Origin of the sequence: Aeromonas molluscorum (assembly GCF_051376105.1) — a bacterium.
Taxonomy (GTDB): Bacteria; Pseudomonadota; Gammaproteobacteria; order Enterobacterales; family Aeromonadaceae; genus Aeromonas; species Aeromonas molluscorum.
The window spans coordinates 98,913-120,757 of record NZ_JBPQCY010000001.1 but is presented as its reverse complement, the minus strand read 5'-3'; the positions used below and the strand labels follow the sequence as shown (position 1 = coordinate 120,757).

21 protein-coding genes and 1 other annotated feature are annotated in these 21,845 nt (G+C 60.9%); of the genes, 10 read left to right on the top strand and 11 right to left on the bottom strand.

Annotated features, from left to right (window positions below; genetic code table 11):
• Nucleotides 1-57: 57 nt before the first annotated feature.
• The 3 genes from dnaX to ACSMDR_RS00525 form a co-directional block, all read right to left on the bottom strand.
• Nucleotides 58-2,754, bottom strand: coding sequence for a DNA polymerase III subunit gamma/tau (gene dnaX, locus ACSMDR_RS00535; RefSeq protein ID WP_436466655.1), 2,697 nt, complete (start codon nucleotides 2,752-2,754; stop codon nucleotides 58-60).
• A gap of 280 nt (nucleotides 2,755-3,034) precedes the next feature.
• Complete coding sequence (gene apt, locus ACSMDR_RS00530) at nucleotides 3,035-3,580, bottom strand: adenine phosphoribosyltransferase (protein ID WP_005898825.1); 546 nt, start codon at nucleotides 3,578-3,580, stop codon at nucleotides 3,035-3,037.
• A gap of 137 nt (nucleotides 3,581-3,717) precedes the next feature.
• Complete coding sequence (locus tag ACSMDR_RS00525) at nucleotides 3,718-4,095, bottom strand: YbaN family protein (protein ID WP_436466654.1); 378 nt, start codon at nucleotides 4,093-4,095, stop codon at nucleotides 3,718-3,720.
• Nucleotides 4,096-4,313: 218 nt separating this feature from the next.
• Here ACSMDR_RS00525 and dusC point away from each other — a divergent pair, with 218 nt between their 5' ends.
• The gene (gene dusC, locus ACSMDR_RS00520; protein WP_436466653.1) at nucleotides 4,314-5,258 is read left to right on the top strand and encodes a tRNA dihydrouridine(16) synthase DusC; all 945 of its coding nucleotides are present in this window, start codon (nucleotides 4,314-4,316) and stop codon (nucleotides 5,256-5,258) included.
• A 161-nt stretch (nucleotides 5,259-5,419) separates the two neighbouring features.
• Nucleotides 5,420-5,788 carry a hypothetical protein gene (locus tag ACSMDR_RS00515; RefSeq protein WP_005898827.1) on the top strand — a complete coding sequence of 123 codons (369 nt, stop codon included), beginning with the start codon at nucleotides 5,420-5,422 and terminating at the stop codon, nucleotides 5,786-5,788.
• A gap of 157 nt (nucleotides 5,789-5,945) precedes the next feature.
• Here the strand turns inward: ACSMDR_RS00515 and rnd are convergent, their stop codons facing one another.
• The 7 genes from rnd to ACSMDR_RS00480 all read right to left on the bottom strand — a co-directional run bounded on the left by rnd (nucleotide 5,946) and on the right by ACSMDR_RS00480 (nucleotide 13,571).
• Nucleotides 5,946-7,058, bottom strand: a complete 1,113-nt coding sequence (gene rnd / locus ACSMDR_RS00510; protein WP_005898828.1) for a ribonuclease D — start codon at nucleotides 7,056-7,058, stop codon at nucleotides 5,946-5,948.
• Between the two features lie 77 nt (nucleotides 7,059-7,135).
• The gene (gene fadD / locus ACSMDR_RS00505; protein WP_436468160.1) at nucleotides 7,136-8,848 is read right to left on the bottom strand and encodes a long-chain-fatty-acid--CoA ligase FadD; all 1,713 of its coding nucleotides are present in this window, start codon (nucleotides 8,846-8,848) and stop codon (nucleotides 7,136-7,138) included.
• A 276-nt stretch (nucleotides 8,849-9,124) separates the two neighbouring features.
• Nucleotides 9,125-9,976 (bottom strand): alpha/beta fold hydrolase, encoded by an 852-nt coding sequence (locus tag ACSMDR_RS00500; RefSeq protein ID WP_436466652.1) that lies wholly within the window; start codon nucleotides 9,974-9,976, stop codon nucleotides 9,125-9,127.
• A gap of 27 nt (nucleotides 9,977-10,003) precedes the next feature.
• Complete coding sequence (locus tag ACSMDR_RS00495) at nucleotides 10,004-10,537, bottom strand: Slp family lipoprotein (protein WP_436466651.1); 534 nt, start codon at nucleotides 10,535-10,537, stop codon at nucleotides 10,004-10,006.
• Nucleotides 10,538-10,575: 38 nt separating this feature from the next.
• Entirely contained in the window at nucleotides 10,576-11,277 is a 702-nt protein-coding gene (tsaB, locus tag ACSMDR_RS00490; RefSeq protein ID WP_436466650.1) for a tRNA (adenosine(37)-N6)-threonylcarbamoyltransferase complex dimerization subunit type 1 TsaB, read from the bottom strand.
• A 23-nt stretch (nucleotides 11,278-11,300) separates the two neighbouring features.
• The gene (gene yoaA, locus ACSMDR_RS00485) at nucleotides 11,301-13,253 is read right to left on the bottom strand and encodes a DNA repair helicase YoaA (protein WP_436466649.1); all 1,953 of its coding nucleotides are present in this window, start codon (nucleotides 13,251-13,253) and stop codon (nucleotides 11,301-11,303) included.
• A gap of 60 nt (nucleotides 13,254-13,313) precedes the next feature.
• Complete coding sequence (locus tag ACSMDR_RS00480) at nucleotides 13,314-13,571, bottom strand: hypothetical protein (RefSeq protein ID WP_005909907.1); 258 nt, start codon at nucleotides 13,569-13,571, stop codon at nucleotides 13,314-13,316.
• Between the two features lie 184 nt (nucleotides 13,572-13,755).
• Nucleotides 13,756-13,884 (top strand) — a sequence feature (His leader region).
• A 24-nt stretch (nucleotides 13,885-13,908) separates the two neighbouring features.
• On the opposite strand from ACSMDR_RS00480, the gene hisG reads away from it, so the two are divergent.
• The 8 genes from hisG to hisIE all read left to right on the top strand — a co-directional run bounded on the left by hisG (nucleotide 13,909) and on the right by hisIE (nucleotide 21,375).
• On the top strand, nucleotides 13,909-14,805 hold the full coding sequence (gene hisG / locus ACSMDR_RS00475) for an ATP phosphoribosyltransferase (RefSeq protein WP_005909909.1): 897 nt from the start codon (nucleotides 13,909-13,911) through the stop codon (nucleotides 14,803-14,805).
• Nucleotides 14,806-14,816: 11 nt separating this feature from the next.
• Nucleotides 14,817-16,118 (top strand): histidinol dehydrogenase, encoded by a 1,302-nt coding sequence (hisD, locus tag ACSMDR_RS00470; RefSeq protein WP_436466648.1) that lies wholly within the window; start codon nucleotides 14,817-14,819, stop codon nucleotides 16,116-16,118.
• A 109-nt stretch (nucleotides 16,119-16,227) separates the two neighbouring features.
• Nucleotides 16,228-17,373, top strand: coding sequence for a histidinol-phosphate transaminase (gene hisC, locus ACSMDR_RS00465; protein WP_436466647.1), 1,146 nt, complete (start codon nucleotides 16,228-16,230; stop codon nucleotides 17,371-17,373).
• A 12-nt stretch (nucleotides 17,374-17,385) separates the two neighbouring features.
• On the top strand, nucleotides 17,386-18,516 hold the full coding sequence (hisB, locus tag ACSMDR_RS00460; RefSeq protein ID WP_436466646.1) for a bifunctional histidinol-phosphatase/imidazoleglycerol-phosphate dehydratase HisB: 1,131 nt from the start codon (nucleotides 17,386-17,388) through the stop codon (nucleotides 18,514-18,516).
• 76 nt (nucleotides 18,517-18,592) lie between these two features.
• Nucleotides 18,593-19,204 carry an imidazole glycerol phosphate synthase subunit HisH gene (gene hisH, locus ACSMDR_RS00455; RefSeq protein WP_436466645.1) on the top strand — a complete coding sequence of 204 codons (612 nt, stop codon included), beginning with the start codon at nucleotides 18,593-18,595 and terminating at the stop codon, nucleotides 19,202-19,204.
• Between the two features lie 5 nt (nucleotides 19,205-19,209).
• On the top strand, nucleotides 19,210-19,980 hold the full coding sequence (hisA, locus tag ACSMDR_RS00450; protein WP_040319375.1) for a 1-(5-phosphoribosyl)-5-[(5-phosphoribosylamino)methylideneamino]imidazole-4-carboxamide isomerase: 771 nt from the start codon (nucleotides 19,210-19,212) through the stop codon (nucleotides 19,978-19,980).
• Nucleotides 19,980-20,753 (top strand): imidazole glycerol phosphate synthase subunit HisF, encoded by a 774-nt coding sequence (gene hisF, locus ACSMDR_RS00445; protein ID WP_436466644.1) that lies wholly within the window; start codon nucleotides 19,980-19,982, stop codon nucleotides 20,751-20,753. Before hisA ends, hisF begins: the two co-directional genes overlap by 1 nt.
• Nucleotides 20,746-21,375: a bifunctional phosphoribosyl-AMP cyclohydrolase/phosphoribosyl-ATP diphosphatase HisIE gene (gene hisIE / locus ACSMDR_RS00440; protein ID WP_436466643.1), complete on the top strand. Its 630-nt coding sequence runs from the start codon at nucleotides 20,746-20,748 to the stop codon at nucleotides 21,373-21,375. Before hisF ends, hisIE begins: the two co-directional genes overlap by 8 nt.
• A gap of 134 nt (nucleotides 21,376-21,509) precedes the next feature.
• Here the strand turns inward: hisIE and ACSMDR_RS00435 are convergent, their stop codons facing one another.
• On the bottom strand, nucleotides 21,510-21,830 hold the full coding sequence (locus ACSMDR_RS00435; RefSeq protein WP_436466642.1) for a hypothetical protein: 321 nt from the start codon (nucleotides 21,828-21,830) through the stop codon (nucleotides 21,510-21,512).
• Between the last annotated feature and the right edge of the window lie 15 nt (nucleotides 21,831-21,845).

Here is a 21,845-nt window from a genome sequence, read left to right as displayed (position 1 = left end):
TAGATGGGGACGGCCGAGCGGCATTTCAAGCGGGGAGTCAGGCCCCCCGCACCATATTCAGCGATTGAGGGGCTCGATACTGTCCATATGAAGCTCCGCACCAAACCGCTGACGTAAAAACTGTATATTGGGATCCTGCTCCAGATCCCGTTTCACCTGCTCGCGCACCCCAAGATAGAGGCGCTGCTCTATCTCAAGGGGCGTCTCCTGGTCAGGAACCGTGCCCAGGGTCACCTCGACTTGCACTTCGCCACCGAGCTCCGGACCTATGATGGCGGCAAGCTCCATCAGGGCCCGATCGCTGACCAGGTGGCGCTGCTCGGGCTTGAGGGTCAACAGAACCCGCGACCCCGCTTGCACCATCACCCCATTGATGGCGAGCTGACGCAAACGCCCCCCCACTCGAGTGCGCGCAATCAGCTCGCTCCAGGGATCGCCGCAGTTGTCGAGCAAGGTCGCGGGGATGAGCCGACCAGGTTCGTCTCCCGGTGCTTCCTGGGCCTGATCACTCTCAATGGAGTCCCAATCTATGGTTTCAAGCACAGGGGGCGCAGCCACCTCATCCTGGACCTGCAGCCCATCGACCGAAGCCAGGGCTCCCTGAGCGACAGGCAAGCTGGCTGGCTGGGCCCCGTTGGGCGGCGATGCACCGACAGCAGCATGAGCGATGGGTTGCTGGATACCGGTCGAGGGGCCTTGCGGATCCCAGGGCGGCAGAGCGTCGCCCAAGCTCACACTGGCAGCGCGAGCCGTGTTGGTGCTGTCGGCGCGGCTCGGAGGCGTGGCCACAGCTTGCGCCCCCTGGGCCAGATACTCTTGATAATCCCGCTGATTGTCTTCCTCTTCATCATGATCAGGCTGCGTATCGTAGGACCAGTCGCCCGGGAAAGAAGAAGCAGGCGACACCATGGCAGCCTGGACAGACGCAGGCCCGGCCTGGGAAGCGGCCGCCGGTTGACTGGCGGCGGATGGGGCAGCGGACACAGCCGCCTGCCCGGCCCCGGGCCGGGGACCACTTTGCGCTCTCGCAGTGGAGCGCGGCGCGGCATCCGCATCAGAGGCACGCAGGCGACTGCGCAGCATGTTGCGCGTACCAAGCAGGCTCATGATGCCGCCGCCACTGCCACTTGTCTCCTCTGGAGCCGTCGCTGATCCTTGAGCGGCGACGGGATGAGCCTCCACAGGCTCGGCCATCTCCTCGGCAATGTGCTGGCTGGTTAGCAGCTCTGCGGGGCTGGCAGCATCGGAACCAGAGGGCTGGCGCTCGCCCACAGGGGCCGGATGTGGCTGATAGCCCATCTGATCCGCGGCCTGCAGCAACGCCTCCTGTTCGGCAAAGAGCGGGGAGAGTCCAGGTTCAAGCAACTCATCGTCATTTGGCTCGGAGAGTGACGCCGAAACCGGGGCCGGCGCAAGATCCGGGGCCTTCTCAGTCTCACCGGCGACGCCGTTCTGGCTGTTCACCACCCCGGCCCCGGATTGAAGGGCTACCCGTTCAGCCTGGGGAGCCGGCGTGGGAACAACCCGCGGAGCAGATGCAGGTTCAGTGCCCTGGGGTGTTAGCGCTGACGACGTGGCCGACCCCTGGGGCTTTCCCAACCCCAGGGGGGCGGCCCCCTGCCCCGCCGGGTTCGGCAAGGCACCCAGGCTCGCCGGGTGGAGCTGGGCTCTGCGCGGCGAGAAGGCCAGCATGCGCAGGCAAGTCATCTCAAGGGCTGTGCGACCATCAGGTGCCCAGGGCAAGTCCTTGCGCCCTCCCAGCACTATCTGGTAGCAGAGTTGCACCTCTTCCGGACTCATGGCCCCGGCCAGTTGCAGCAAGGCATCCGCATCCGCCCCCTGCTCCTGGACGCTGGCAGGCAGCAACTGCGCCATGGCGATGCGATGCAGCAAGGCTTCCAGCTCGGCGTGCAGCTGATCGAAATCCGGCCCCAGGGTGGCGACTTCACTGATTTTGGCCATGGTGGCAGGCGCATCCTGACGCAGGACCGCCTCGAGCAGCTGGTGCAGATGGTGATGATCAAGGGTGCCCAGCATGGTCAGTACGCTGTCGAGCAGCACACTGCCGTTGCCGTGGGCCAGCGCCTGATCGGTCAGACTGAGGGCATCGCGCATGCTGCCATCGGCCGCCTTGGCCAGGGCCAGCAAGGCATGAGGTTCAAACGGCTGCCCCTCCTGATCCAGCACCCACTCCAGCTGCTTGGCGATCTGGCTCTGATCCAGACTCTTGAGATGGAACTGCAAACAACGGGAGAGGATGGTGATCGGCAGCTTCTGCGGATCCGTGGTGGCCAGCAGGAACTTCACATAGGGGGGCGGCTCTTCCAGGGTTTTCAGCAAGGCATTGAAGCTGTGGCGCGACAACATGTGCACCTCATCGATGAGGTAGACCTTGAAGCGGCCGCGGGCCGGGCGGTACTGCACGTTGTCGAGCAGTTCGCGGGTGTCTTCCACCTTGGTGCGCGACGCCGCATCTATCTCCAGCAGATCGACGAAGTTGCCCTGATCAATCTCTTTGCAGGTGCTGCAGACGCCGCAAGGGGTGCTGCTGATCCCTTGTTCACAATTGAGGCTCTTGGCCAGAATGCGGGCGATCGTGGTCTTGCCGACGCCACGAGTACCGCTCAGCAGATAGGCATGGTGCAGGCGGCCCTGATCCAGGGCATTGGTCAGGGCGGTCAGCACATGTTGCTGGCCCACCACTTGCTCGAATGTATGGGGGCGCCATTTACGCGCCAGAACCTGATAGCTCATAGAACCTTTGGATGCAGGGAAGACAAGGCATTGAGGCAGAATGCTAACACAAATGGCGAGGGGGCTGTAACGGCGATGGCGCCAAGTTGCGGCAAAGCCTGGGATAACTGACTGAAATTCAACCCGATAGCCGAACGAGCAGCCTATCTGGCAGGGTTCAGGCGGTCTGTTTCCATCGTTCCTGTCGACATGGGCATCGGGACTCATGCCCATGGCACTCATAAAAACAGGGAGCCCGACTCGGCGCGGCTCCCTGTTTCACTCACATGGCCAGTGCCGCTTACTCGCCGGCCAGTTCGACCAGTGAGATCACCTTGATACCGGCCGCAGTCAGGCGGGCATCGCCACCCAGCGACGGCAGGGAGATGATGAAGGCCGCGTCGGCTACCTCACCGCCAGCACGGCGGATAAGTTTGACGGTCGCATCGACGGTGCCGCCGGTGGCTAGCAGATCGTCCACGACCAGCACCTTGTCACCGGGTACGATGGCATCGGTGTGCAGTTGCAGGGTATCGGTACCGTATTCCAGCGCATAGGACTCTTCAATCACGGCACGGGGCAACTTGCCCGGTTTGCGAACGGGTACAAAGCCCAGCCCCATGGCAAACGCGACTGGCGCACCGAAGATGAAACCGCGGGCCTCGGTACCGACAATCTTGGTGATCCCCTGATCGCGATAATGTTCCGCCAGCAGATCGATGGTGGCCTTGAAGGCCTCGGCGTTCTCAATCAGGCTGGTAATGTCGCGAAACAGGATGCCCGGCTTCGGATAGTCGGGGATGGTCTTGATGCTAGCTTCGATAAATTTCAGAATGTCCGGATTCATTATATGACCGCTTATTTTTTGACCCGGGTCCGGTACTTGAGACCTGTTCCTCGGGAAAACAAAAAGGCCCATCGTGCAACGGGTGCAAAAACGACAGGCCAACTCCATAGCATTATTGCCGCAGTAGCTTAGGCACTTCACTTCTTCATTGCAACTGGCTCCAGCACGGGCAGACGCATTAACCAGCCAAGCAGTATCACCAGGATGGCAAGCAACAATCCGCGGACCAAGATCATCGGGGTGATGGCCAACGAGACCGAGAAGCTTATCAGGATGAAGATAATGGCGCGCCGCCGCGCATCCCGGCGAATGCCCCTGTGATCCTGCCAGTCCCTGATGGGCGGGCCAAACCAGGGATGATGCAACAGCCAGTGATGAAAGCGCGGTGACGAGCGGGCAAACAGGGCGGCTGCCAACAACATGAAGGGAGTACAAGGCAGCAGGGGCAATACCAGACCGAGCAGGCCAGTCACAAAACTGAGCCAACCCAGGCAAAACAACAACCAGGATTTCATGCGCGCTCGCCTCGCTACCATGGGATCTTGACTCAAGGGGCTATCCTAGCAGACCCGACCCCGACACAGATAGACCAACGACGCGGCAAGGCCGCCTTGTCCTGGCTGCTGTTTTTGTGCGCCACCGATGCCTCGATGACCATGCCGAAGCTGACAGCCGGAGGCGTTGCCACTACAATCTGGCGTCCTTTTCAGCCCTTGCCTTTGGAAAACCGGTTATGCGCGTAATTTTGGCCCCCATGCAGGGCGTGCTCGATCACCTGATGCGGGAGGTGCTCACCTCGGTCAACGACTATGACCTCTGCGTCAGCGAATTTGTGCGCGTGGTGGATCAGTTGCTGCCGGCCAAGGTGTTCCATCGGCTCGCCCCCGAGCTCAAGCAGGGAGGCAAGACCCGCGCCGGCACGCCGGTACGGGTACAGCTCCTGGGCCAGCATCCAGATTGGTTGGCCGAGAATGCGCTGCGCGCCGTGCACCTTGGCTCCCCCGGTGTCGATCTCAACTTCGGCTGCCCCGCTCCCACGGTCAACAAGAGCAAGGGGGGGGCCGTGCTGCTCAAGGAGCCGGAAGCCGTCTATCGCATCGTCAAGGCGGTGCGCGACGCGGTGCCCGCCCATCTGCCGGTCAGCGCCAAGATAAGGTTGGGTTACGATGACAAGGCGCTCTATCTGGAGAATGCCCAGGCGGTCTATCAGGCCGGGGCCAATGAGCTGGCGGTGCATGCCCGCACCAAGCGGGAAGGCTATCGCCCCCCCGCCCACTGGGAGTATGTGGATGCGATTCGCCGCGCCCTGCCCATTCCGGTGACCGCCAACGGCGAGATCTGGGATAGGCAGGATGCCCTCACCTGCGCCCAGGTATCCGGTTGTGACAGCCTGATGGTGGGTCGCGGCGCCATCTCCCTGCCCAATCTGGCCAACGTCATGAAGACTGGCTGCGCTCACATGAGCTGGGCCGAGGCCCTGCGGCTCATGGTGAGCTACACGGAGCAGGATCTCGCCGGCGAGAAGGCAGACTACTACCCGAGCCGCATCAAGCAGTGGTTCTCCTACCTCAAGCGCGAATATCCCCAGGCCGATCTCTTGTTCACCGACATCCGGATACTCAAGAGTGCAGAGGAGATCCGCTCCCGTCTGCTGCAAGAGAGCGACTGCCACCCATAACCCCCTTCCCTTGGAGGTAATTCCCCTCTCCTGCCTGCGCCTTGCGGGCGGGAAAGGGGCAGAACCCGTCATTTACTTGACGCATGTCATCTTGACTCTCCTATCGACTCCCTATACTGCCCTCACTCTATAACCGTCTGTTGGGGGCATCTGTGTGTGAAATGACGCAAGCTCAGCTGGCGGGCTGGCGAGATCGCCTGCTCGCCGACTGGGCACGAATTAGAGAGGAGCTGATAGGTCAGCTCAAGGCAAGCCGCCAGGGAGACTGGGCCGAACAGGCCAGTCATTGTGAACGGGATCAACTGGTGGATCTGACCAGCCGGCTGGATCTGCCGCAAGTAGAACAAAATGTGACGGCGCTCAAGCGGATCGACGCGACCCTCTGCCAGATAGAGTTGGGGCTGTTCGGACTCTGCTCCGATTGCGAGGAGCCGCTTACCCTGGCCCAGTTGGAGCTAGATCCAACGCTGCAACGCTGCCCGCGCTGCGAGCTGCGTTATCGCAAGGGTTTCCACGGCCACGAGCTGTAACCCGCTGCGGGTCCCAACCCCGCCTGTCGCATCGACCAAAGAGTTCGAACGACACACCCCATCAGCGTCAAATAAAACGGGCCCCTGCCAAAACAGGGGCCCGTTTTCTATCCGTCAAGGCGGGAGAAGCTCCGCCAGCACGGCGCCTGCTACCCCATCACTGGGCCAGCAGGTGACCGACCAGCTCATGACGCCAGCCTTGCAGCAGCATCGGCTTGGGCCCACGCGCCCGCTCTTCTGCGCTCATGCGCCAGCTCCAGGTAAAGTACTGGTGGATGGTCTTCTTGCTGGCCACCAGCTCCGGGGGAATATTGCTGGCCTTGGCCTTCTCTTCCACCAGGGCCTTGATTCGCTTGAGCTCCGCCTTGTACTGGGGATAATCCACCAGACGGCGGATGGGCTCCGGCCACCCTTCGGGATCGCTCTGCTGGGCCGACGCCACTATGTCGAGCAGCCGCTTGCCATGGATCTTGATCTCGATCGGCGAGAGTTCCAGCTCGTTGAGCTCGCGCAGTGAGGTCGGACGGCGCTCGGCCACCTTGAACAGGTGCAGCTCCTTGACCACGAAGTTCAGGGCCAGATCGCGGCGGGCCGCCTCTTTCTGGCGCCAGGCTGCAAGCTCACGCAAGATGGCCAGCTCGCGCCGGCCCAGTTGCCAGCCATTGATGATCTCGAGATAAGCCTGATAGGGATCGCTCGCCTGGCTTCTGCGGGCACAGTGGTTCTGGCACTCCTCCTCGAACCAGGCAAACTTGCCGCTCTCGTGCAGCTTGGCCATCACTGTGTCATAGAGCGGCATCAGATAGAGCACATCCGCCGCCGCGTATTCGAGCTGGCGCTCGGTCAGCGGGCGGGCCAGCCAGTCGGTGCGGGCCTGATCCTTGACCAGTTCCACCCCGAGAAAATCCTTGGCCAGGGCGCCAAACCCAACGGAGACCCCATAACCCAGAAATGCAGTGGCAAGCTGGGTGTCATGGACGCGGTTGGGCAGATGACCAGCCTGGTGCTGAATGAGTTCGAGATCCTCCCCGGCGGCATGGAGGATGGAGACCTGGCCATCCTGACCCAGACGCTCCCACAGGGGGCTGAGATCCAGGGTCAGGGGATCGAGCAAAGCCAGCTGATGACCATCAAAGATTTGAAAGAGACCAAGTTGGGGATAGTAGGTGCGGGTGCGCACGAATTCGGTATCGATGGCGAGTGGCACCTGGGCCAGAGTGGCGAGGTAGGCTTCCAGATCGGCTTGCTGTGAAATGAGTTGATATTGCATCTTTGCCTGCATCTTGTCGGTTGGCCCAAACGAAAAAACCGTGGTGTGACCCACGGTTTCGCATCGGCCAGGATAGGTTACTGCTTGGCGATTTCCTCGTCGCGCAACACGCGGCGCAGGATCTTGCCCACATTGGTCTTGGGCAGTTCGTCGCGAAATTCTACCAGCTTAGGCACTTTATAGGCAGTAAGATGTTGACGGCAATGGGCAATAACTTCCTCCTCGGTCAGCTTGGGATCCTTTCTGACCACAAACACTTTCACCAGCTCGCCGGACACCTTGTGAGGCACACCGACCGCCGCCACTTCCAGCACCTTGGGATTGAGCGCCACCACGTCTTCAATCTCGTTGGGATACACGTTGAAGCCCGACACCAGGATCATGTCCTTCTTGCGATCGACGATCTTGAAGAAACCCTGCTCGTCGCACACCGCTATGTCCCCGGTGCAGAGCCAGCCATCTTGCATCACCTCGGCGGTGGCCTCGGGACGCTGCCAGTAACCTGTCATCACCTGGGGACCGCGTACCTGCATCTCCCCCGGTGTATTCAGGGCATGGATAGGCTGGCCAGCATCATTCACCAGACGAATGTCGGTAGAGCAGACCGGCAGGCCGATGGAGCCGTTGTAGTCGGTCAGATCGTAAGGACAGACGCTGACCAGGGGTGAGCATTCGGTCAGGCCATAGCCCTCCAGCAGCGGCGTGTCCGTCATGGTCTTCCACTGCTCGGCCACCGCCCGCTGTACCGCCATGCCGCCGCCTATGGTCAGGGTGAGCTTGCTGAAGTCCATGCTCTGGAACTCGTCATTGTTGACCAGGGCATTGAACAGGGTGTTGACCCCTGTGATGCAGGTAAAGGGGTACTTTTTGATCTCTTTGACAAACCCCGGAATATCGCGCGGGTTGCTAATGAGCAGGTTGTAACCCCCGAGGCGCATGAACAGCAGGCAGTTCACCGTGAGCGCGAAGACGTGATAGAGCGGCAGGGCCGTGACCACGAACTCCTTGCCACGCTGCAGCACCGGGCCATAGACCCCGAGGCACTGCTCGACGTTGGCAATCATGTTGCGGTGGGTCAGCATGGCTCCTTTGGAGAGACCGGTCGTGCCGCCGGTGTATTGCAGGAAGGCGATCTCTTCCCCATGGATCTCGGGCTTGATGTACTGCAGGAAGCGGCCCTTGGCCAGGGCGTGGCGCATGGTACTGGCATGGGGCAGATTGTATTTCGGCACCAGCTTCTTGACGTATTTCACCACGAAGTTGACTAGCGTTCCCTTGGCCAGCCCCAGATTGTCCCCCATCCGGGTCAAGATCACGTGCTTGATGGGGGTGTCGTAGACCACCTTCTCCAGGGTATGGGCAAAGTTGGAGACGATGACGATGGCCTTGGTACCCGAATCCTTGAGCTGGTGTTCGAGCTCGCGCGGGGTATAGAGGGGGTTGACGTTCACCACTATCATGCCGGCGCGCAGTATGCCAAACACGGCGATGGGGTACTGCAACAGGTTCGGCATCATGACCGCGACCCTGTCACCCTTCTCCAGCTTCAGTTCGTTTTGCAGGTAGGCAGCAAAGGCGCGGGACTGCTCCTCGAGCCGGCGATAGGTGATGGTCTGGCCCATGTTGACGAAGGCGGGCTGGTCGGCAAATTCGTTCACCGAGGCTTCAAACATCTCGACCAAGGAGCCGTAGATATCGGGATTGATCTCGGCTGGCACGCCCTCTGGATAGCGCTTTAGCCAAATTTTCTCGGCCGATGCGCCTGTCGGCTCGGCCTGCGGCGGCACCATGGCTTGCTCATGCTCATCCATATCGACTGACTCTGTGGTCAGATCGGACTGCTGCGGCATGATGTTCTCATGCTCATCTTTATGCTCATGCATAACTCGCACCTGTGCGCTCACTGTGTTGCCCCTATCCCTGTCCACGTTCATTTTCAATCATTTGTTTTGAGCTCAAGCTCTAATGCCGGACATCTTTACATACGACAATAGAAATTAACAGCCACTTAACAAGTGCGAAGTGTGAGGGACGAAGCAAACCTGAAAGATTGAAAGCGGGAGATTCTAGCGAATTTGACAAAATTTTTCGATAGCAATGGCGGTTTGTACGGGATTATCCATATGGAAATGGTGATTGCCCGCCACCCATTGCCGCTGAATGTCATTGAAACATCCCTGGCGGGCCTGCCATTGTGCCGTCAACTGAGGGAAGCCCTGCACCCCTTGAATGAACAACACAGGGCAAGGGATGGCCGCCATCAGCACCCTCGCCTGCCCCTCGCTCATGCGCAAGGGCGACAGATCCCGCAACCTGGGGTCGCTGCGCCAATGCAGCCTGGCAGCGCGGGAAACCAGTTGCCGCTCACAGATAAGCTGCGCCGCCTCGGGGGAGATGTCGGCCACCTTGCAGCGCGCCGCCACCGCCTCCTCCAGGCTGGCAAAACCCAGGCTCGCCCGCGCCCGGGTGCGAGAACGATTGAGAATGGCGCGCCGGATCTGTTCGGGAACGGTATCATCGGGCTGGCTGAGCGGTCCCAGCCCCTCCAGCATGATGACCCGCGTGACCTTTTCCGGGAAGACACCGGCATAGGCCGAGACGATCAAGGCACCCAGAGAGTGCCCGAGCAGCGTGATCTGTTGCCAGCCTCCCGCCACAATGATCTGATGCAGATCGTCTAGCCAGTCAATGAAGACATAGGAGGAAGATTTGTGATCCGAATGACCATGACCCGGAAGATCAACGCAGATCAAGTGAACGCCATCGAGATGGGGAGCAAGGGGCAAAAAGCTGGCCGCGTTGTCGAGCCAGCCATGCAAGGCCAACAGCAGGGGCTGGCCAGGCTGGCCGGATTCCAGATAGGCAACCAGGCGACCATCGGCAAGCCGTAACTGCCCCTCTCTCATCAAATTGCCCATCAAGGCTCCCTCATCCATGGGCTTGCATCACCAGTGGCGCATTGGCCGACGTGGCCAGAAGGGATCGTAGAAAGGGTCGCTGAAGTAGGGATCCATGTAGCGCACCTCCACCTCTTTGATGGGTGGCCACAGTTTGCTGCCGCTCACCCTGATCACCGAAAATTCATATTTGTGATCGCCTATCTTGCTCTCAACCGGTTTGTCCAGGATACCGAGCACCGTCAGGCTGCGCCCCTTGGCATAGAGGGTAGGATCGACAAAGCCCTGCATCACCGCCAGGAAGCGGCCAGGGCTCTGCTCGGTCTGCTCGGGCACACCGTTAGACTTGAGAGGCAGATAAACCACCTCGACCAGGCTGCGATCCTGTTCATTATGCACTGCGGCGATGACACCACTCCAGCGGGCCGGCTTGCCATCCAGGCCCTTCAGGGCAGGTTGGTAGGCAACCAGATCCGCCTGAGGTTCGTAGGCCAGCTCCTTGGGCACCGAGCTGCACCCGGCCAGCAGCAGACCAGCCAGGCCCAGCAGCATGCTTTTTTGCAACAGCAGGCACTTGTTCATATCCCTCTCCTTTGACCTGGCTTCACGACAGACCCGACTCATTCCCGTCCAGGCAGCTTCTTCCAGGTGACTTTGTCTCTCAGATATACGGGGGTCGCCTGCTCCGGAGCCACGGCGCTGCCAGCCAGCCAGGCGGCTTTGGCCAGGGGCAGCATGTCCTGGGCTGCCGGCAGGCGGGCCGCCGGACAGGGCCTCAGTTCATCGGCCAGACCGCTCAGGAGATCAGCATAGGTCTCGAACCCTGTACCCGTGCTAAACCAGAGACCGGAAAGGGTATCTGCTTGCGCCACGGCCTCTGGCCCAGTGACCTGCTCTTCGCCGTCCAATACCATGAGGCCATCTTGCAGCAGATAGCGGCCAAGATAGATCTCCCCCATGCGGGCATCGATGGCGCTGACTACCCGCTCGGCCCCATCCAGGCGATAAGCGCCCTGAGCCATGGCAGCCAAGGTCGAGATACCAATCAGCGGCACACCGGCACCAAAAGCCAGCCCCTGCGCCACGCCAACCCCGATCCGCACCCCGGTGAATGAGCCGGGACCACGGCCAAATGCAATGGCATCGAGCTCGCTCAAGGTTATCCCGGCTTCATCGAGCAGGGCCTGCACCATGGGCAGTATCTTTTTGGTGTGATCTCGCGGTGCCTCTTCCCAACGGGCATAGACGGACTCTCCGACCTGCAAGGCGGCGGAGCAGGCTTCGGTGGCGGTATCGAGGGCCAGGATCTTCAACTCGTTCATTCGCAACTCTTCTCTAAAAGACATCATTGAAACAGATCGGTCGGGGCCGAGTCCGGACTCGCCGCCTCGGCCAAACCGCTAAAGAACTCGCCCAGACAATCCAGATCCCGGGTCCGGGGGATGGCTGGCAGGCTCTTGATAAAGGTGGCGCCATAGGGCTTGTTGACCATGCGCGGATCACAGATGACCAGAACGCCGTGATCACGGCGATCACGTATGAGCCGCCCGACCCCCTGCTTGAGTGCTATCACCGCCTTGGGCAGCTGGATATCGGCAAAGGGATCGCCCCCCTTGAGCTTGCAGTCGTCGACCCGCGCCTTGAGCAGGGGATCATCCGGACTCGCAAACGGCAGCTTGTCGATGATAACACAGGAGAGCGCCGCCCCTCTGACGTCTATCCCCTCCCAGAAGCTGCTGGTCGCCACCAGCACGGCGCGACCATTCTCGACAAAGGTCGAGAGCAGCCGCTGTTTGTTGTCTTCCCCTTGCAGCAAGACGGTACGGCCTATCTCCCGGCGCAGCACCTCGGCCACCTGGCGCATCACCTGATGGCTGGTGCAGAGGAAAAAACAGCCCCCCGGCGTCTTGTTGATGAGGGGGATGAGCCGCAATGCCAGCTGTTCGCCACGGCCAAACGCATTGGGCTCGGGCAGCTGGCGGGGCACGCACAATCGCGCCTGCTCACCATAATCGAAGGGGCTGTCCAGGATAAGCTCACGGCTGCCCGCCAGTCCCAACTCAGCCTTGAAGTGATCAAAGCCCATGTCCACCGTCAAAGTGGCCGAGGTAAAGATCCACGATACCTCGGGGCGCATCACCTCGGCGCCGAATCGCTCGGCCACCGACAAGGGGGTCAGATTGAGGGAGAAATGGAGCCGGGTACACTCATACCAGTAGGAGTAACCCATCTGGTTGATGGCCAGCACCTCCCCGAGTCGCGTCCTGACCTCACAGAGTCGCTCGAAACAGTGATCGAGCTGCTCACCGCGTCCCAAGGCAAGTTTGAGCACCTCATAGCAGAACTCAAGGGCATCATTTAGCCGGGCCAGGGCCTGGCCCCACTGGGGCTGTCGCAGCAGATCCCGACTGTTGCCCCGCCCGCCATCGACCCCGAAGGCGAGGCGCAGATCCTGACTGGCAATACTCAGCCGATCGGCACTCTTGCCGAGCTGGGCCATGTCATGAGCCTCGGCCCGGTAGGCAAGTTGGATATCTTGAGCCAAGTCCTGGATAGTGCGGCTCGATACCGACTTGCCAAAGTAGTTGGTGGCTATCTCGCCGAGCTGGTGGGCCTCGTCAAACACATAGACCTGGGCTTCCGGCACCAACTCGCCAAATCCCGTATCTTTCACCGCCATATCGGCGAAGAAGAGGTGATGATTGATCACCACCACCTGGGCATCCATGGCGCGGCGCCGGGCAATCACCAGATGACAATCCTCGTAATAGGGGCAATCCCGACCGAGGCAGTTGTCATTGGTGCTGGTGATCTGGGGCAAGATCTCGGCGTTCTCCTGCAAGCCGGGAATGTCCCCTACATCGCCGGTGTTTGTCGTACTCGACCAGGATTTGACCCGGACCAGGTCGCTCATCACTTCCGGTTTTTGCAGATGGGATTCGCTCATCAAGCGGTTCATGCGCTCGACACAGAGATAGTTGCTGCGCCCCTTGAGCAGGGCCACGGGCTGGTTGTAATCGAGCGCCCCCGTGATGGTGGGCAAGTCCCGGTAGAAGAGCTGTTCCTGCAGGTTTTTGGAGCCGGTGCTGATGACGACCCGCTTGCCCGATTCCAGGGCTGGCACCAGATAGGCGTAGGTCTTGCCGGTCCCCGTCCCCGCTTCGACCAGCAGACGGTCGTGGCCCTTGATGGTGTTCGCCACCGCCTCAGCCATCTCCAGCTGAGGGGCTCGGGCCAGAAAACCGTCGATATGACGGGCAAGAGGACCGCCTTCTGAGAACAGGGTCTGGATGGTCAAGGAGGGATTCCCACAAGCAAAGGGAGCGATTATAGCCAAAAGCGGGGGCAAGCCAAACGCTCAGACGAACAAGTCGATCTTGTGGTCAGGATCCGGCTTGTGTCCTCCTTGCTCATCAACCTCGCCCTGACTGGGTGGCGGCGGGGTCTTGGAACGCGGCGACTCCTGAGGCGTGCCCTGGCCCCCATCACGCTCTGTGCCTATCTCGTGAGTCTGGTGCTTGTGGTCGATGGGGTTGACCTCACGGCGAATGGCATCACTGCCCGGGGTGGCCGGAGCCCGCGGCAAGATGGGAAAGAGCAGATCCTGATTAGGCATGGGACGTCCTCCGTACTGACATTGTCTTATTATCGACCACTGGCGACCATTCCTTACTTTCTTCGCGATATTTACATTCCTTGGTTGCAATTTTCGTCAAGGTCGGTAATGTAATTCCTGCGTCAGTAACGACATCTTATTTGTAAAGGATTGTTTACATGAAGTTCACCTCACTGAAGACTCATCACCACCATCATCATCCCGAATAGTCTTTCAGGAGGTTGGCTGCTGGAAGACACTTAACAGGTGACTTCCAAAAGGACCGCAAGATTCATAAACCCTCGGAAGCACACACTTCCGAGGGTTTTTTCGTTTTTGACTAGAAGGAAATCGAGCAATGGAAACACAACGTCTGCGCATCGCCATGCAAAAATCGGGTCGTCTGAGCCAGGACTCCCAAGCCCTGTTCAAGAGCTGCGGCCTCAAGATCAATCTGCGTGAGCAGCGTCTTATCGCCCACGTAGAGAACATGCCCATCGACATTCTGCGGGTGCGCGATGATGACATTCCGGGTCTGGTGATGGAGGGGGTGGTCGACCTTGGCATCATAGGTGAGAACGTCCTCGAAGAGGTGCAGCTCATCCGTCAGTCCCAAGGGCTGCCTTTCGAGGTCAAGACCCTCAAACAGCTCGATTTCGGGGGCTGCCGTCTCTCCCTGGCGGTCCCGGAAGATGCCAGCTATTCAGGTCCGGAGAGTCTGGCCGGCAAACGCATCGCCACCTCCTACCCTGGCCTGCTCAAGCGCTTCTTCGACGACAAAGGTCTCGCGTTCAAGAGTGTCATGCTGGGTGGTTCGGTGGAAGTGGCTCCCCGCGCTGGCCTCGCCGATGCCATTTGCGATCTGGTCTCCACCGGTGCCACCCTGGAAGCCAATGGCTTGAAAGAGGTGGAAGTCATCTACCGCTCCAAGGCCGTGCTGGTGCAAGCCCCCAATCCCCTGAACGAAGCCAAACAGCAGATCATCGACAAGCTGTTACCCCGCATCCAGGGCATGCAGCAGGCGCGTGAGAGCAAGTACATCATGCTGCACGCTCCCAAAGACAAGCTCAATGCCATTACGGATCTGCTGCCTGGCGCAGAGCGCCCCACCATCATGCAGCTGGCCGGGGACACCAACCAGGTCGCCCTGCACGTGGTATCCAGCGAAACCCTGTTCTGGGAAACCATGGAGCAGCTCAAGGCACTGGGTGCCAGCTCCATTCTGGTACTGCCCATCGAAAAAATGATGGAATAAGGCGGGAACCTATGCAGACCCTGATCTGGAATCAGCTCTCCCCCGTCCGGCAGGCCGAGGCCCTGACCCGGCCCGCCCTGGACGACGAAGCCAATGTCGGTGCCGTGGTGACGGAGATCATCACTGCAGTCAAAACCCGCGGCGATGATGCGCTGCGCGAGCTGAGTCAACGTTTCGAGCGTGCCCCCCGCCAAACATTGCGGGTGAGCGAGGCGGAGATCGATGCCGCCTGTGCCCGTCTGGGCGATGATATCAAGGCTGCCATACTGGCCGCCGCCAAAAACATCCGCAGCTTCCATGCCGCGCAGGTGCAACCTCCATTGCGCCTCGAGACCCAACCAGGGGTACTGTGCGAGCTGCGCACTCAACCGATCGGCAGGGTTGGTCTCTATGTCCCGGGGGGCAGCGCCCCCCTCCCCTCCACCGTGATGATGCTGGCCATTCCCGCCGCCATCGCCGGTTGCCGCGAGGTGGTGCTCTGCACGCCTTCCCCGGCCAGCGACGAGATCCTGTTTGCCGCCCGCGCCTGCGGAGTGAAACAGCTGTTCGCCATCGGAGGCGCCCAGGCCATCGCCGCCATGGCCTATGGCACCCAGTCCATCCCCAAGGTGGACAAGATCTTCGGCCCGGGCAACAGCTATGTGACCGAAGCCAAAGGGCAGGTTTCCCGTGACTGGCGCGGTGCAGCCATCGACATGCCAGCCGGCCCCTCCGAGGTGCTGGTCATTGCCGACGACACGGCCAATGCCGCCTTCGTTGCCTCGGATCTGCTCTCCCAAGCCGAACACGGCCCGGACAGCCAGGTCGTGCTGGTCACCACCAGCGCCGACCTGGCCGAGGCGGTCAAGGGGGAGCTGGCCAGCCAGCTGGCCCTGCTCAGCCGCCGCGACATCGCCACCCAGGCCCTGGCCGCCAGTCTGACTATCCTGTGCGACAATCTGGACCAGGCCTGCGCCATCTCCAACGCCTATGCGCCGGAGCACCTCATAGTGCAGACCCGGGCGCCGCGGCAGCTGCTGGACAAGCTCGAGAATGCCGGCTCCATCTTCCTGGGAGCATGGACACCCGAGTCGGTCGGCGATTACGCCAGCGGCACCAACCACACCTTGCCCACCTACGGCTATGCCCGCACCTGCTCCAGCCTGGGATTGGCCGATTATCAGCGTCGCTTCACGGTACAAGAGCTGAGCGCCGAGGGTATTCAGGGGCTCGGACCCATCGTCCAGTGCATCGCCCAGGCCGAGGGACTGGATGCCCACAAAAACGCCGTTACCCTGAGATTGAATGCACTGCAACAAAAGGAGCGGACATGAATACCACCGCACCAAGGGTGCTCGATGCCCCCATCAATAACGCCGTGACCCTCAGGCTCAATGCCCTCGCGGGCGCGTCGCAAGAAATTCTGCAGCACAAGGATCTGTCATGAGTATCGCCAAGCTGGCTCGCCGTGTGGTGCGCGCCCTCACCCCCTATCAGTCGGCCCGCCGCATCGGCGGCAATGGCCACGTCTGGCTCAATGCCAACGAAGCCCCGCGCGCCACTCCCTTTAGTGTGGAGAGCAGCAAATTCAATCGCTACCCCGAGTGCCAGCCAACCCAGGTTGTCGATGGCTACGCGGCCTATGCCGGGGTCAACGCCGATCAGGTGCTGGTGAGTCGTGGCGCCGATGAGGCCATCGAGCTGCTCATCCGTACCTTCTGCGAGGCCGGGGAAGATCAGATCCTCATCTGCCCGCCCACCTATGGCATGTACGCCATCAGTGCCGAGACCTGTGGGGTCGGCATCGTCGAACAGCCTCTTACCGCCGATCGTCAGCCAGACTGGCCCGCCATTCGCGATGCCCTCTCCGAGGTCAAGCTGGTGTTCCTCTGCTCCCCCAACAACCCGACCGGGGATCTGGTGGGTCGTGATGGCCTCATCGCACTGCTGGAGGCCGCCAGAGATCGCGCCATTGTTGTGGTGGACGAGGCCTATATCGAGTTCTGCCCGGCAGCGTCGGTGGTGGATCTGCTGGCCCGTTTCCCCAATCTGGTGGTGACCCGCACCCTCTCCAAGGCGTTCGCCCTGGCCGGGATCCGTTGCGGCTTTACCCTGGCCACCCCCGAGGTGATCGCCCTGCTTGCCAAGGTGATCGCCCCCTATCCTATCGCCGACCCCGTGGCGCAGATTGCCGCTCAGGCCCTGACCCCCGTCGGTCTTGCGCTGATGCAAGAGAGAGTGCTTGAGCTAAACGCCCAGAAGGCGGCGCTCAAAAGCACCCTGATCGAGTTGCCCTGCGTGCGCGAGATCTTCGAAGACAAGGGCAACTTCATCCTGGTGCGCTTTGTCGATGGTGCCCGCGTCTTCGCCGCCATGAAGGCGGCCGGCATCATCTTGCGGGACTTCTCCACCAAGCCGGGCCTGGGAGACAGCATTCGCATCACCGTGGGTTATCAGGACGAGATGGATGCCGTGCTCGACATATTGCGGGGCCTCTCCGTTGACGGCATATCTGCTGATAGCCTGACCGCACAGAAAGGATCCGCTGGCAAGACGCCCACCGGCACTGCGCCCGCCAGCCGTTTATAAGGATGTAGAAAGATGAAAACCCCATTTTTGTTTATCGACCGTGACGGCACGCTGATTGAAGAGCCGGTGACCGACAAGCAGGTAGATAGCCTGGCCAAGCTGCGCTTCGAGCCCATGGTGATACCCGTGCTGCGCGAGCTGCAGGCAGCAGGTTATGTACTGGTGATGGTCACCAACCAGGATGGACTGGGCACCAGTAGCCTGCCTCTTGAGCACTTCCAGCCGCCCCAGGATCTGATGATGCACATCTTCGAGTCCCAGGGCGTGCACTGGGAGAGCGTGCTCATCTGTCCCCACTTCCCCACCGATGGCTGCAGCTGCCGCAAACCCCATCTGGGGCTGGTGAAGGAGTACCTCGCCTCGGGCCGCATCGATTTTGCCAACTCCTTTGTGATAGGTGACCGGCAGACCGACATCCAGCTCGCCGAAAACATGGGCATCCGCGGCATTCGCTACCAACCCCAGGATCACAACTGGCTCGCCATTCGCGATCAGCTGCTCAGTAAAGGCCGTACCGCCCTGGTGGAGCGCAACACCAAGGAGACCCGTATCCGGGTGGCACTGGATCTGGACAAGAGCGGAGGCAACCAGATCAGCACCGGCATCGGCTTCTTCGATCACATGCTCGATCAGATAGCGACTCACGCAGGTTTCAGTCTGCAGCTGGCGGTGAGCGGCGATCTGCACATTGACGATCACCACACCGTTGAAGATGTGGGGCTGGCCCTGGGTCAGGCCCTGCGTGAGGCGCTGGGTAACAAACGCGGCATAGGCCGCTTTGGCTTCGTGCTCGCCATGGACGAAGTAGAGGCGCTGATCGATGCCCAACCTCGTCTGCCCGCCCAGGGCTCCCTGCTCGACGCCAAGGTGAGCGCAGCCCTGGACCTGAGCGGTCGCCCCTACTTCGTGTTCCGTTGCGAATCCGGCTTTGGCCGCGACAACGTGGGCGAAATGGCCACCGAGATGGTGCCTCACTTCTTCCGCTCCCTGTCGGACGCCATGGCCATCACCCTGCACCTTTCGGTAGATGCCGGCAACAGCCACCATCAGGTGGAGGCCCTGTTCAAGGGCTTTGGCCGCGCACTGCGCCAGGCCATCCGGGTGGAAGGCACGGATCTCCCCTCCAGCAAGGGGGTATTATGAGCAAGCAACCCTTGATCACCATAGCGACCACCTTGCTGGTGCCAACCTCGCACGCATCCATGGGGAGGCTGATACGATGAGCAATCAGAAACTGGTGATCATCGACACCGGCTGCGCCAACCTGGCCTCGGTGCGCATGGCCTTCGAGCGGCTAGGAGTCAGCCCAAAGGTGAGCCGCGAAGCGGCGGATATCCGCGCCGCTGACAAGTTGATCCTGCCCGGGGTAGGCACGGCGGTGGCGGCCATGAGGAATCTTAACGAGCGTGAGCTGGTGCCGCTCATCCGCGAAGCCCGCCAGCCCCTGCTCGGCTTTTGCCTCGGCATGCAGATGCTGGCACAGGCCTCCGAAGAGACCATGGATGAGAGCGCCGAACTCCCCTGCCTCGGCATCATTCCCGGCAAGATCAAACTGATGGAGGTGGGCAAGCTGCGTCTGCCCCACATGGGCTGGAACCAGATAGAGCACGATGAGCGTCACCCTCTGCTCAAGGGGATCCCCAGCGGCAGCTATTTCTACTTTGTCCACTCCTACGCCCTGGAGGTGACCCAGGCGACCCTGGCCCGCTGCGACTATGGGGTACCCTTCACCGCCATCGCCCATCAGGACAATGTGTTTGGTGCCCAGTTCCACCCGGAGCGCTCAGGCGCCGCCGGGGCACGTTTACTGCAAAACTTCCTGGAGCTATGACAAGGATGATTATTCCGGCAATTGATTTGATTAACGGCCAGGTGGTGCGGCTCTACCAGGGCGATTATGACCAGAAGACGGCCTATGCCAGTGCTCCCCAGGCACGCTTCGATGAATACGTATCCCAGGGTGCGGTACAGCTGCACCTGGTCGACCTCGACGGCGCCAAAGACGCCAAGGCCCGCCAGCTCAGCCTCATCGCGCAGCTGCTCGACGCCACCGACGCCCCGGTACAGGTCGGTGGCGGTGTCCGTAGCGAGCAGGACGTGGCAGACTTGCTGGCCGCCGGCGCCAACCGGGTGGTGATTGGTTCCACCGCCGTCAAGTCTCCCGATCTGGTGGCCAGCTGGATGGAAAAATACGGCCCCGAGCAGATAGTGCTGGCCCTGGACGTCAACATAGACCCCCAGGGCAATCGCAAGATAGCGGTCGCGGGCTGGCAAGAGGACAGCGGCATCACCATAGAGGCGCTGATCGAACGCTTCCTGCCGGCCGGGCTCAAACATGTGCTCTGTACCGACATCAGCCGGGACGGCACCTTGCAAGGGACCAATGTCGCACTCTATCGCGACCTCTGCGCTCGCTTCCCAAGCATCGCCTTCCAGGCCTCGGGCGGGATCGGCGGCTTGGGGGACATAGAGGCGCTCAAGGGCTCGGGAGTCAAGGGCATCATCCTTGGCCGCGCCCTGCTGGAGGGCAAGTTCAGCGTGAGCGAAGCCATCAATTGCTGGGCCAACCAGGGGGAAACCCTGTCGCCACAAGAAGGAGGCTACTGATGCTGGCAAGACGCATTATCCCCTGTCTGGACGTCAAAGATGGCGTCGTGGTCAAAGGGGTGCAGTTTCGCAATCACGAAGTGATGGGCGGTATCGTTGATCTCGCCCGCCGCTATGCCCAGGAGGGCGCCGACGAGCTGGTGTTCTATGACATCACCGCCTCAAGCGATGACCGGGTGGTCGACAAGAGCTGGGTGAGCCGGGTGGCAGAGGTGATCGACATCCCCTTCTGCGTGGCCGGTGGCATCAAGAGTGTCGACGATGCCAAGCGCATCCTGGAGTTCGGGGCCGATAAGGTCTCCATCAACTCCCCAGCCCTGGCCGATCCAACCCTGATCACCCGCCTGGCCGAACGCTTTGGCGTCCAGTGTGTCGTGGTAGGGATCGACTCCTATTACGATGAACAGAGCCGCCAGTATCAGGTCAAGCAGTTCACTGGCGACGAGAGCCGTACCCGCACCACCGCCTGGAATACCCTCGACTGGGTCAAAGAGGTGCAACAACGCGGCGCAGGTGAGATAGTGCTTAACGTCATGAATCAGGACGGCATGCGCCAGGGTTATGATCTTGACCAGCTCAAGCTGGTGCGCGCCCAGTGCAAGGTGCCCCTCATCGCCTCGGGTGGCGCCGGTACCATGGCGCATTTTCGCGATGCCTTTATCGATGCCGATGTGGACGGGGCCCTGGCCGCCTCGGTGTTCCACAAAGGTCTCATTCCCATACCCGAATTGAAGCGTTGGCTTAGCACCCAAGGAGTCGCTATCCGTGAATAATCCATTGATTGATCCCACCCTCATCGACCGGCTCGACTGGGCCAAGTGCGATGGCATGATCCCCGCCATGGTGCAGCACGCCGCCAGCGGTCAGCTGCTGATGCAAGGCTTCATGACCTCTGAGGCGCTGGCAAAGACCCTGGCCACTGGCCAGGTCACCTTCTTTAGCCGCAGCAAGCAGCGCCTCTGGACCAAAGGCGAAAGCTCGGGCCATGTGCTCAATCTCGTCGCCATCAGCACCGACTGCGACAGCGACGCCCTGCTCATCGCCGCCAACCCGATCGGCCCGACTTGCCACCTGGGTACCCCCTCCTGCTTCGATGCCCACCCGGTGCCGCCGCTCGGTTTTCTCGCCGAGCTCGAGCAGATCCTGGCCGCGCGCAAGGGGGCGGATCCGACCACCAGCTACACTGCTAGCCTCTATGCCAAAGGCACCAAGCGCATCGCCCAGAAGGTCGGGGAAGAGGGGGTCGAAGTGGCCCTGGCCGCCATGGCCAAGGACAGGGAGGAGCTGATCAACGAATCCGCCGACCTGCTCTATCACCTGACCGTGCTGCTGCAAAACGAGGGACTGGGATTGAAGGATGTAGTGGCGCGCCTGTATGAGCGCCACACCAAATAGGCGATAGTTCACATCATCGACATAACAACGGGCCCTCGGGCCCGTTCTCTTATCAATGCGACTGATGATGAGTAGCACTCAGGCGCCCATTGGTACTGAACTGCGCCCTGATTGCGCCCCAGGGGGCAGGACTCTCAATTGATACGGCTCCAGAAACTCATATTGACCGAGCTCGTCTCCAGCAGCGCCAGGTATTCACCCGCCACCTCGTTGTGCAACCATTGCTGGCAATAGGTTTCTGCCAATGCCTGGCTCGGGGCCATCACCATATCGGCATAAATACCATCGGCGCCGCGCAGCAAACAGTGGACGATAAGCGCCTGCTGCTGCACCAGAAACTCGGCTTCGACTCGCTGGGACAGAGCGATCAACGCCTGCTCTGTCACTCCCTCCTTGAGCCTGAAGGTGGCAAACTCCAGACCTCCCACCCCTTGCATACCGCCATTGACTATCATCTCTGCTCTCTCTTC

What these genes read in the sequence shown, in the direction of transcription:
- ACSMDR_RS00435 (WP_436466642.1), bottom strand. Translation starts at nt 21,830, where the DNA reads ATGATAGTCAATGGCGGTATGCAAGGGGTGGGAGGTCTGGAGTTTGCC.
- hisF (WP_436466644.1), top strand. Translation starts at nt 19,980, where the DNA reads ATGCTGGCAAGACGCATTATCCCCTGTCTGGACGTCAAAGATGGCGTC.
- hisD (WP_436466648.1), top strand. Translation starts at nt 14,817, where the DNA reads ATGCAGACCCTGATCTGGAATCAGCTCTCCCCCGTCCGGCAGGCCGAG.
- hisC (WP_436466647.1), top strand. Translation starts at nt 16,228, where the DNA reads ATGAGTATCGCCAAGCTGGCTCGCCGTGTGGTGCGCGCCCTCACCCCC.
- apt (WP_005898825.1), bottom strand. Translation starts at nt 3,580, where the DNA reads ATGAATCCGGACATTCTGAAATTTATCGAAGCTAGCATCAAGACCATC.
- tsaB (WP_436466650.1), bottom strand. Translation starts at nt 11,277, where the DNA reads ATGAACGAGTTGAAGATCCTGGCCCTCGATACCGCCACCGAAGCCTGC.
- rnd (WP_005898828.1), bottom strand. Translation starts at nt 7,058, where the DNA reads ATGCAATATCAACTCATTTCACAGCAAGCCGATCTGGAAGCCTACCTC.
- hisG (WP_005909909.1), top strand. Translation starts at nt 13,909, where the DNA reads ATGGAAACACAACGTCTGCGCATCGCCATGCAAAAATCGGGTCGTCTG.
- ACSMDR_RS00525 (WP_436466654.1), bottom strand. Translation starts at nt 4,095, where the DNA reads ATGAAATCCTGGTTGTTGTTTTGCCTGGGTTGGCTCAGTTTTGTGACT.
- fadD (WP_436468160.1), bottom strand. Translation starts at nt 8,848, where the DNA reads ATGGTGCCGCCGCAGGCCGAGCCGACAGGCGCATCGGCCGAGAAAATT.
- hisA (WP_040319375.1), top strand. Translation starts at nt 19,210, where the DNA reads ATGATTATTCCGGCAATTGATTTGATTAACGGCCAGGTGGTGCGGCTC.
- hisB (WP_436466646.1), top strand. Translation starts at nt 17,386, where the DNA reads ATGAAAACCCCATTTTTGTTTATCGACCGTGACGGCACGCTGATTGAA.
- dusC (WP_436466653.1), top strand. Translation starts at nt 4,314, where the DNA reads ATGCGCGTAATTTTGGCCCCCATGCAGGGCGTGCTCGATCACCTGATG.
- hisH (WP_436466645.1), top strand. Translation starts at nt 18,593, where the DNA reads ATGAGCAATCAGAAACTGGTGATCATCGACACCGGCTGCGCCAACCTG.
- ACSMDR_RS00480 (WP_005909907.1), bottom strand. Translation starts at nt 13,571, where the DNA reads ATGCCTAATCAGGATCTGCTCTTTCCCATCTTGCCGCGGGCTCCGGCC.
- ACSMDR_RS00500 (WP_436466652.1), bottom strand. Translation starts at nt 9,976, where the DNA reads ATGGGCAATTTGATGAGAGAGGGGCAGTTACGGCTTGCCGATGGTCGC.
- ACSMDR_RS00495 (WP_436466651.1), bottom strand. Translation starts at nt 10,537, where the DNA reads ATGAACAAGTGCCTGCTGTTGCAAAAAAGCATGCTGCTGGGCCTGGCT.
- ACSMDR_RS00515 (WP_005898827.1), top strand. Translation starts at nt 5,420, where the DNA reads ATGACGCAAGCTCAGCTGGCGGGCTGGCGAGATCGCCTGCTCGCCGAC.
- dnaX (WP_436466655.1), bottom strand. Translation starts at nt 2,754, where the DNA reads ATGAGCTATCAGGTTCTGGCGCGTAAATGGCGCCCCCATACATTCGAG.